9 protein-coding genes are annotated in these 8,250 nt (G+C 31.4%); 6 read left to right on the forward strand and 3 right to left on the reverse strand.

Annotated elements, in window-relative coordinates; all coding sequences use genetic code 11:
• Window positions 1–246 precede the first annotated feature (246 nt).
• The 3 genes from SA378_RS06465 (at window position 247) to mnmA (ending at window position 2,401) form a co-directional block, all read left to right on the forward strand.
• Window positions 247–429, forward strand: a complete 183-nt coding sequence (locus SA378_RS06465) for a twin-arginine translocase TatA/TatE family subunit (protein WP_318525163.1) — start codon at window positions 247–249, stop codon at window positions 427–429.
• Window positions 413–1,219, forward strand: coding sequence for a twin-arginine translocase subunit TatC (gene tatC / locus SA378_RS06470; RefSeq protein ID WP_318525164.1), 807 nt, complete (start codon window positions 413–415; stop codon window positions 1,217–1,219). The genes SA378_RS06465 and tatC overlap by 17 nt, the downstream gene beginning before the upstream one ends.
• A 105-nt stretch (window positions 1,220–1,324) precedes the next feature.
• Window positions 1,325–2,401, forward strand: a complete 1,077-nt coding sequence (gene mnmA / locus SA378_RS06475; protein ID WP_318525171.1) for a tRNA 2-thiouridine(34) synthase MnmA — start codon at window positions 1,325–1,327, stop codon at window positions 2,399–2,401.
• A gap of 172 nt (window positions 2,402–2,573) precedes the next feature.
• Here mnmA and rd read toward each other — a convergent pair whose 3' ends face one another.
• Window positions 2,574–2,732: a rubredoxin gene (gene rd / locus SA378_RS06480; RefSeq protein ID WP_318525165.1), complete on the reverse strand. Its 159-nt coding sequence runs from the start codon at window positions 2,730–2,732 to the stop codon at window positions 2,574–2,576.
• Between the two features lie 168 nt (window positions 2,733–2,900).
• On the opposite strand from rd, the gene SA378_RS06485 reads away from it, so the two are divergent.
• Genes SA378_RS06485 through SA378_RS06495 form a run of 3 tightly spaced genes read left to right on the forward strand, consistent with a single transcriptional unit; the run spans window position 2,901 to window position 5,764 of the window.
• The gene (locus SA378_RS06485; RefSeq protein ID WP_318525166.1) at window positions 2,901–3,818 is read left to right on the forward strand and encodes an alpha/beta hydrolase; all 918 of its coding nucleotides are present in this window, start codon (window positions 2,901–2,903) and stop codon (window positions 3,816–3,818) included.
• A complete protein-coding gene (locus SA378_RS06490; protein WP_318525167.1) occupies window positions 3,819–5,090 on the forward strand; it encodes a hypothetical protein in 1,272 nt (423 codons plus the stop codon).
• A gap of 11 nt (window positions 5,091–5,101) precedes the next feature.
• Complete coding sequence (locus SA378_RS06495; RefSeq protein ID WP_318525168.1) at window positions 5,102–5,764, forward strand: DUF6320 domain-containing protein; 663 nt, start codon at window positions 5,102–5,104, stop codon at window positions 5,762–5,764.
• Between the two features lie 61 nt (window positions 5,765–5,825).
• On the opposite strand, the gene asnA is transcribed toward SA378_RS06495, so the two are convergent.
• Both asnA and SA378_RS06505 read right to left on the reverse strand, forming a co-directional pair.
• Window positions 5,826–6,839 carry an aspartate--ammonia ligase gene (gene asnA / locus SA378_RS06500; RefSeq protein ID WP_318525169.1) on the reverse strand — a complete coding sequence of 338 codons (1,014 nt, stop codon included), beginning with the start codon at window positions 6,837–6,839 and terminating at the stop codon, window positions 5,826–5,828.
• 20 nt (window positions 6,840–6,859) lie between these two features.
• Complete coding sequence (locus tag SA378_RS06505; RefSeq protein WP_318525170.1) at window positions 6,860–8,026, reverse strand: MFS transporter; 1,167 nt, start codon at window positions 8,024–8,026, stop codon at window positions 6,860–6,862.
• Window positions 8,027–8,250 lie beyond the last annotated feature (224 nt).

Raw genomic sequence — 8,250 nt, forward strand, 5'->3', positions numbered from 1 at the left:
AATTTTGCATGCTTCTGTTGATAATATCAAAAATTGAAATTTCAATTTGAGAATTAAGACAATCCGAAAGTAAGAAATTGATTTACCTTTCAGAGCTGTATTAAAATCATTTTTCTTGACAAATTATATATTAGGAAGTAAAATTAAAATTGTTAATTTTATTGCAATAACAGTTAATTGTCAATGAGTAGCAATACGTGGATTGTTATGTGATAAATATAAATTTACGTTGATGGGAGGTATATCATGGGCAGAATAGGAGCTACAGAATTAATATTAATATTTGGAATTGCGTTCGTTATATTTGGGCCTTCTAAGCTTCCAGAAATTGGAAAGTCAATCGGACTTGCTTTTAGTGAATTTAAATCCAGTTCAAATAAATCTACTGAAGATAAGACGGAAGGCTTAAAAGATGAGAAAAAAAGTTAAAAAGAAATCAGACGAAAGAAACTTAACAATTGTAGAGCATTTATCCGAACTTAGAAAAAGGCTCATTTATTCAAGTATAGTACTTATAGTTGCAGTAATGGGATTTTATAATTTTGCTGAAATTATAGTCAAGAATATTATAAATATTGCACCAGAAATAAACTTTGTGTTTATAGCTCCAGCTGAACTTTTATTATCATATGTTAAGATTGCTGTGATTGGAGGTCTTGTAATATCCGCTCCTTTCTTGATATTGCAGATATGGATGTTTATAAGCCCAGGCTTGAAAAAAGGTGAGAAAAGGGCTATTGCTGTCTCATTATTTGTTGGAGGTATATTTTTTGTAGCAGGCATCGTATTTTCATATATGGTTGTATTGCCGATAATGCTCCAGTTCTTTATGGGATTTCAAATTACTGATATAGAAGAAATGATTAGTTTTAGCAACTATTTATCCTTTGTTGTTAATACACTTTTATCTTTTGGATTTGTATTTGAACTGCCTATACTCATGGTTATACTTACAAAATTCCGTATTTTAAAAGTGAGTTTCCTTAAAAAGAACCGTAAATATATAATTTTAATAATATTTGTTGTTGCTGCAATATTGACTCCGCCAGATATTATAACGCAAATGTTGCTTGCGTTTCCAATGCTTTTGCTTTTTGAAGTAGGTATTATTTTCTCTACAATAGTTGAAAAAAGCAACAAAAAAGAAAAGGAACTAGTACAAGAACAAGAACAAGAACAAGAACAAGAAAAAGAAAAAGAACAAGAACAAGAGGAATAAATATAGCTTAAAATAATTGACAACAAAAAGTAATGGCTATATAATGCATAAAGATGAATTAATTAGAACAGGGCAGAAATGTCCTGTTTTTTAGAATAGGAGAAAATAATGAAGAAAAAAGTTATGGCTGCTATGAGCGGAGGAGTTGATAGCTCAGTTGCTGCAGTCTTGCTTATAGACCAGGGCTATGATATATGTGGTGCCACTTTAAAATTATTCGGCAATGATATTGAAACACCATGCAAAATAAGTACTTGTTGTCCATTAGAAGATGAGGAAGATGCCAGAAAAATTTGCTGTAAATTGGGTATAGAGCATTTTGTTTTTAATTTTAGTGCAGAATTTAATGAAGAGGTAATTCAAAAATTTGTCCGTAGTTACGAAATGGGTAACACGCCAAATCCATGTGTAGATTGTAATCGCTTCATAAAGTTCAGAAAACTTATTCAAAAAGCAATTCTTATGAAAAAAGATTATATAGCTACAGGTCATTATGCACAAATTGAATTTGATAAAATGAGTGGAAGGTATTTATTGAAAAAAGCTGTTGATCTCTCAAAAGATCAAAGTTACGTACTCTATACTCTCTCTCAGCAAGATTTGTCTAGGACTCTGTTGCCGCTTGGAGGAATGTTTAAAACTGACGTAAGAAAAATTGCAGAAGAAAGAGACTTAATAAATTCTCGCAAACCAGACAGCCAAGATATATGTTTTATTAAGGATGGGGATTACGCAGGTTTTTTGGAGAATGAAATGGGTGTCGAGTCGCCAAAAGGTAAATTTGTGGATATACATGGAAATGTTATAGGACAGCATCAAGGTATAATACATTATACTGTCGGTCAACGAAAAGGACTTGGTGTTGCTTTTGGAAAACGAGCATATGTAGTTAATAAAGATAAAGATGCAAACACTGTTACAATTGGGGATGAAGAAGATTTATATTCTAACAGATTAGAAGCGAGACATTTGAATTTTATAGCAGTTGAAAAATTGATTTCTCCTATGAAAGCAATGGTTAAAACAAGATATAGTCAAAAAGAAACAGAAGCTGTTCTGCATCCAATAGAAAATGATGAAATTCTTGTGGAATTTAAGAATAAACAACGAGCGGTAACATCAGGTCAGGCAGTTGTCTTTTACGACGGTGACATTGTAATTGGCGGTGGAACAATTATTTAATATTTAAAAAGCATATCGAAAGATATGCTTTTTGTTTATAAATATTATATTGGGGTATTATTTACGCATAAGGGAGTTTAATGTGGAGAATTTAGTGAAGGAAATTTCTTGAAAATTAAAAATAAAAAGAATGATGAAGTGTACTTCACCATTCTTAGTATTTACTATAAGATTATTCCGGAGAGAACATATCTTTTCCAACTCCGCATAATGGGCATACCCAATCTTCTGGAAGAGAATCAAATGAAGTTCCAGGTTGTATACCATTATCTGGATCTCCTTCGGCTGGATCATAAACATAACCACAAGCATCACAAACATATTTTTGCATAACACCCTCCTGAAAAATTTTTTCTTACTTTATATTGTAATATAATAAAAATAAATGTCAACCATAAAAGGAAATAAATTCTATTGCATTTTCGAAAATGATAAAAATAAATGGACACACATAATGAATATATATATAATAGTGTAAAATAATAACGATGAGGTAGCTATGGCTATAAATAAAGTTGTAAGAGTTGCTTTAAAAACTTTGTCTTACAAGGATATCGATGTAAAGAAAAATTATATATTCCACAGAAATTTTGTAAATTTAACACACAGACATTATTTGAAGCCATTCTTTAAATCGATGGATTGTCAGGTGGATTCAGAAAATCATAGTATTCCCGTTCGTATATTTTCTCCGGAAGATGAAGGAGATTATCCTATATTGCTTTTTTTACACGGAGGAGGATGGGTAACAGGAAACATCGACAGTTATAGCAAAGTATGTGCTAATATGGCTAAATTGACTAATCATAATGTTGTTTCAGTTGACTACAGGCTTGCACCGGAAAATCCATTCCCGGCAGGGTTAGAAGATTGTTATCAAGTAGCTAAAGCATTTATAACTAATAATGAAATTAATGATAAACATGTTACGCTGATAGGAGACAGCGCAGGGGGAAATTTAGCGGCAGCATTGTCACTTTTAGCAAGAGACAGAAAGGAATTTCACATAGATAAACAAATATTATTGTATCCTGCTACTTATAATAATCACAGTGATACATCTCCATTTCAGTCTGTTCACGATAATGGTACAAATTATTTGCTCACTTCTAAAAGAATATGTGATTATATGGATTTATATAAATCCAAAAATGAAGACTTATTAAATCCTTATTTTGCGCCTCTTTTAGAAGAAGATTTGACAAATCAGCCTAATACATTGATTATTACTGCTGAATTCTGTCCTCTTCGTGATGAAGGAGAAAAATACGGAAAAAAATTGAGGGAAGCCGGTAATAAAGTTGAAATATACAGGGTTAAGGATGCATTTCATGGTTTTTTTGCACTTCCTCCCAGATTTCCGCAGGTTAAATTATGTTATGAGATAATAAACCACTTTCTTTGTGAGGTGAATTGATTGAAAAACAAAAAAGTTTCTGAATGGAGCAAGCTTGATAATGCAGCTAAAATATTTCCTCCAAACAGCAAAAATAGTGATACCAAAGTGTTTAGATTTGCATGTGAATTGTATGATAATGTTGACAAACAGGCTTTGCAGCAAGCACTTGATATTACAATTGAAGCATTTCCACTTTATAAATCAATAATTAAGAGCGGATTATTCTGGTATTATTTTGAAAAAAGTCGTTTTAAGGCTGTAGTAACAGAAGAAAATCTTCCTCCATGTTCTACGCTTTACGATAAAAATAACAAAACATTACTTTTTAGAGTAATGTTTTATAAAAAACGAATAAGTTTTGAAGTTTATCATGCGTTATCAGATGGAGCAGGAGCTATTCAGTTTTTTAAGACGTTGGTTTTCCATTACATTACCATAAAATATGAAAGTTTTTTTAAGGATAAAGTGCTTGTTTTAGACAATGATGCTTCAAGAACACAAAAAATGGATGACAGTTTTCAAAAATATTATTCGGGTAATCGACCTGCATCCAAGAAAAAAACCATTAAAGCATATAAATTAAGGGGTTTGAAATTGCCGGAGTACAGAATTCGCGTAATAGAGGGAGTTATACCAGTTGATTGTATTTTGGCAATAGTTAAGGAGCATAAAACATCATTGACAATATTTTTAGCAGCAGTTTTAATGTGTGCCATTAATGAAGAAATACCTGCACGTATGAAGAATAGGTCAGTTGTTCTAAGCATTCCGGTAAATTTGAGAAATTATTATTATTCCCAGACGGCTCGAAATTTCTTTGGTGTTATTAATGTTGATTATAATTTTTCAACAAGAAGCAATGATTTAGATGAAGTTATTGAACATTTAAAAAACAGCTTCAAAGAAAATCTGACACCTGAACATTTGGAAAAAAGGATTAATACATTGTCATACTTAGAACATAATTATTTTTTGCGAATTATTCCTTTAGCAATAAAAGATGTAGTCTTAAAAATTGCTAATAATATTGTGGATAAAAGCTATACGTCTACATTATCTAATGTTGGAAAAATAAATATGCCTGATGAAATGAAGCAGTTTATATCTTCGTTTGATATTTTTGTAAGTACCAGCAAGCTTCAGGCATGCGTATGTTCTTATGAAAATAAATTAAGAATCAGTTTTACGTCCGCATTTATTAGTACAGAAATTCAAAGGCGATTTTTTAAAACCCTGGCTGATATGGGTATACCCGTAAATATTGAATCAAATAAAGTAGACGAAGAATAGGAAGTGTGACTATGAAATATTGTAGTAATTGCAAAGTAAATATAGTTGGTAACAGAAAAAACTGTCCTCTTTGTCAGGAAATACTTTTAGGTGATAAATGTTCAGATGAAATTTTTCCGAAAATATCATTTGTTTACAAAGAGCATGGCTTGTTTTTTAAAATAGTTCTTTTGGCATCAATAGTAATAGCATCTGTATCAGTTGCAATGAACATTTTGCTTCCTCAAAGAGGAGCATGGTCATTGTTCATATTGGGAGGATTAGGCTCAGTATGGGCAAGCATGATAAATGTCATTAATAAACGCAACAATATTCCTAAAAATATCGTATATCAAGTTATGATTATTTCAGTGATTGTAATTTTATGGGATATTATAACAGGGCGGAAGGGATGGTCGATAAACTATGTCGTTCCCCTTACATGTTTTTTTGCCATGATAACAATGGCTATAATTTCAAAGGTACGAAAGCTGTTTATTGAAGATTATATTTTGTATATAATAATTGACGGCTTGTTTGGAATTGTGCCGATAATATTCATAATGACTGGAATTTTAAACGTTCTTTTTCCTTCGCTTCTATGTATTGTAACAAGTATTATATCCTTGTCTACAATTTTAATATTTGAAGAACACAGTCTTTGGGCAGAAGCAAAAAGAAGACTGCATCTGTAACAACGAAAAACGAATATAGGATATGTGTTTTGCACAAATCCTACATTCGTTTTTCGTTGTATTAAAGAAGGTGTATTTCATTTTCTTTGCATAATTCAATCATATCTTTTGGCCATATGGACGATTGAACTTCGCCTATATGAGATTTTTGAAGGAAGAACATGCAAATTCTGGATTGTCCGATACCACCGCCTATTGTGTACGGGAGATTTTCATTGATTATATCCTGATGGAACGGATAATTTGCTTTGTACATTTGATTTCTTTCTTCTAACTGACGGAGCAAGGCATCTTTGTCGACCCTTATACCCATTGAAGAAAGTTCTAATGCAATATCAAGAGTAGCAAAATAAAATAAAATGTCACCGTTTAAAGACCAGTCATCATAGTCAGCCGCACGTCCGTCGTGAATATTTCCATCTGATAATTTTTTGCCTACTTCCATTAAAAACACAGCTTTCTTTTCCTTCGTTATCAAATACTCTCTTTCTTTAGGAGTTTTGTCCGGATAAAGTTGAAGAAGTTCTTCTGTTGTTATAAAAAATATATCATTTGGCATTTCATTTTTAAGAAAAGGATATAAGCTTTCCAAATGTTTTTCGGTTGACTTAAAAGCACTGTATATTTGATTTACAACATACATCAATGTATCCTTAGTTCTGTCAGTTTTCTTAATAATTTTTTCCCAATCCCATTGGTCTACATAAATAGAATGTATGTTATCTAAATCTTCATCGCGTCGTATGGCATTCATGTCTGTATATAGACCTGTGTATGTGTCAAATCTGTATTTTCCAAGGGCCATTCTTTTCCATTTTGCAAGTGACTGAACTATTTCTACATCATATTTTGTTTCAAGCATATCAAAGCGAACTACTCTTTCATATCCGTTTAACTCATCATTGAGTCCTGATTCTGGTCTAACCATTAACGGAGCAGATACTCTTATGAGTGATAAGTTTTTTGATAGTTCAGCTTCAAAAAAGTCTTTAATTTTTTTTATTGCTATTTGTGTTTCTAGAAGCGAAAGCTTACTTGTGTAGCTTTCAGGAATTATTAAATTTTCTAAAGACATGATTCCTCCAATTTTATTAATTATATTGTATTTTTCTTATTTATTTTATTTGTGATTAAAATAAGCATTGCTAAACATCCTGCTACTGAAAGCGGAGCTGCATAAAATGCTTTATATGAACCAAGTAAATCATTTAGAGCTCCTGTTATATTAAATATCACTACATATAATATATTGCTTAAAGTTACTATCAGGCCAATTGCAAAAGAAGAATTTTGCTTAAATATTGAATTAACTATTACCATTATCGTTGGGAAGCTTATTGAAATAAAGAATCCGGACAATGCTATGAGCATGAGTCCGTTTTGCTTGAACTGTAGACCTGTAAACAAGCATGCGGCGCCTAAAAACAAAAATATTTTAAGTCCTTTGACACTTCCTATTTTATTAACAATAAATCCACCTAACAGCCTTCCAAGGGCAAACATAAGAAAAAATATTGAAGCATATTTTGCTGCACTGGCTGGATTCAAGCTGTATGTACTCCTTACGTAGCTTATGAACCAGGTGTTTATTACTGTTTCGCTTATTAATGCGAATGTAACAGCCAATACGAACATATAAACAATGGGTTCCTTGTACAATTCTTCTTTCTTAATGGTTGTATCGCTTATAATTACATGGATGTTGGGAGTTTTGATAAACAAAGTTAATATTACAGAAACAATAAAAAATATACCAAGATATAGATAAATTGTTCTCCATGGAATGTCAATTGAAAGCAACTTACCATAGGCGCTTTGACCTGTAAAACTTCCAAAACCGTACATAAAATGAGTGATATTCATTAATATTGACTCAAAACCAATTGAAATAACAGGCACCATGGAATCTACTGCAACTGATATGGAAGAACGACCTATTCCAAAAATCAGATTAAAAAGACCTAAAATAAATACGTTGGATGTAAACGGAGCAATTAATACAGCAATGGTTGAAATTACAGAACCAATTATGTAAACAAACTTATGCCCGAATTTCTCGCAAAATTGACCTCCCAAAAAACTGCCTATCACACATCCTACAGTATTTAATGATAGTATTAAACTCATTTCAGTGTTATTTATATGGAATTCCTCTAAAAAAAATGGTATAAAGTTTCCCCTGGAGCTTTCGAAGAGTGCCATTATAAAGTACAAATAAAATAAAGTAAATATTAAAAATATTTTATTGCCGTTAGTTTTCAAGTCACACCCCCTGTCATTCCTTTTATGATAAATCATACTATCACAAAAAAAAAATATAGTAAAGTAAAATAAGTTGACTTATCAGTAGTGTAAATATAAAATTAAACTAGTATTAAAGAGAGGTAAAAATAATGTTCAAACAATCGAGATATGAATCAGACAGATTATATTTAAAAGTTCTAAAACCCAATTATGGAAGAGATATATTGGAATATTATAAAAGA

Source organism: Sedimentibacter sp. (genome assembly GCF_033447055.1).
Lineage (GTDB): Bacteria > Bacillota > Clostridia > Tissierellales > Sedimentibacteraceae > Sedimentibacter.

What these genes read in the sequence shown, in the direction of transcription:
- SA378_RS06495 (WP_318525168.1), top strand. Translation starts at nt 5,102, where the DNA reads ATGAAATATTGTAGTAATTGCAAAGTAAATATAGTTGGTAACAGAAAA.
- SA378_RS06485 (WP_318525166.1), top strand. Translation starts at nt 2,901, where the DNA reads ATGGCTATAAATAAAGTTGTAAGAGTTGCTTTAAAAACTTTGTCTTAC.
- SA378_RS06465 (WP_318525163.1), top strand. Translation starts at nt 247, where the DNA reads ATGGGCAGAATAGGAGCTACAGAATTAATATTAATATTTGGAATTGCG.
- tatC (WP_318525164.1), top strand. Translation starts at nt 413, where the DNA reads ATGAGAAAAAAAGTTAAAAAGAAATCAGACGAAAGAAACTTAACAATT.
- rd (WP_318525165.1), bottom strand. Translation starts at nt 2,732, where the DNA reads ATGCAAAAATATGTTTGTGATGCTTGTGGTTATGTTTATGATCCAGCC.
- asnA (WP_318525169.1), bottom strand. Translation starts at nt 6,839, where the DNA reads ATGTCTTTAGAAAATTTAATAATTCCTGAAAGCTACACAAGTAAGCTT.